Origin of the sequence: Capnocytophaga leadbetteri (assembly GCF_003054025.1) — a bacterium.
Taxonomy (GTDB): Bacteria; Bacteroidota; Bacteroidia; order Flavobacteriales; family Flavobacteriaceae; genus Capnocytophaga; species Capnocytophaga leadbetteri.
Map to the genome: position 1 here is coordinate 1 of NZ_QBKG01000040.1, position 1,028 is coordinate 1,028.

Sequence of the window (1,028 nt, forward strand, 5' to 3'; positions counted from 1 at the left end):
GTAACGAACCCAACGCCACAAACACCAGGAGCCCCAGTGCCAACGCTTAATCCATCGACAGGTATAGTAACAGTACCACCGACAACGCCAAGTGGCACTTATACTATCAGCTATACAGTATGTACAACCGCTACTCCTACTAACTGCACTACAGGAGTAACTACAGTAGTAGTAAGCAATGTAACTCCGACAGTAGTACCAGAAGCCTTTACAGCTAGCACTACTACAGCTACAGTAGTACCAGGAGTTATTGGTAATGTACTTACTAACGATAGGGTAGGCACTCAATCGGCTACGGTAGGAGTAGGCGGCAATGTAACTATCAATGTAACCCATACGCCGACAACGCCAAATGCACCGGTATTAGACCCATCGACAGGAAATGTAACAGTAGGAGGTAATACCCCAGCAGGAGTTTATACAATCAGTTATCAAGTATGCAGTGGAGCAGCTTGTACTCCAGCAACCGTAACTGTAACAGTGCCACAGCTTAAACCATACGTGCCTAATACTACAATTACGCACAGTGGTACGACTACTACGACTCGTAATATACTAGATGGAGCTACAGTAAATGGCGGCACCCAATCGGCAACGGTAGGAGTAGGCGGCACAGTAACGATTACTAATGTAACGAACCCAACGCCACAAACACCAGGAGCCCCAGTACCAACGCTTAATCCGGCGACAGGTATAGTAACAGTACCACCGACAACACCAAGTGGCACTTATACTATCAGCTATATAGTATGTACAACTGCTACTCCTACTAACTGCACTACAGGAGTGACAACAGTAGTAGTAGGTAATGTAACTCCGACAGTAGTACCAGATGGCTTTACAGCAAGTACTACTACAGCTACAGTAGTACCAGGAGTTATCGGTAATGTACTTACTAACGATAGGGTAGGTACTCAGTCGGCTACAACAGGAGTAGGCGGTAATGTAACTATCAATGTAACCCATACGCCTACAACGCCAAACGCACCGGTATTAGACCCATCGACAGGAAATGTAACGGTAGGTGG

General features: G+C 46.2%; 1 pseudogene. It reads left to right on the plus strand.

Going from position 1 to position 1,028, the window contains the following annotated elements:
• A pseudogene (locus C8P65_RS12145) lies at positions 1–1,028 on the plus strand (gliding motility-associated C-terminal domain-containing protein); the annotation flags it as partial.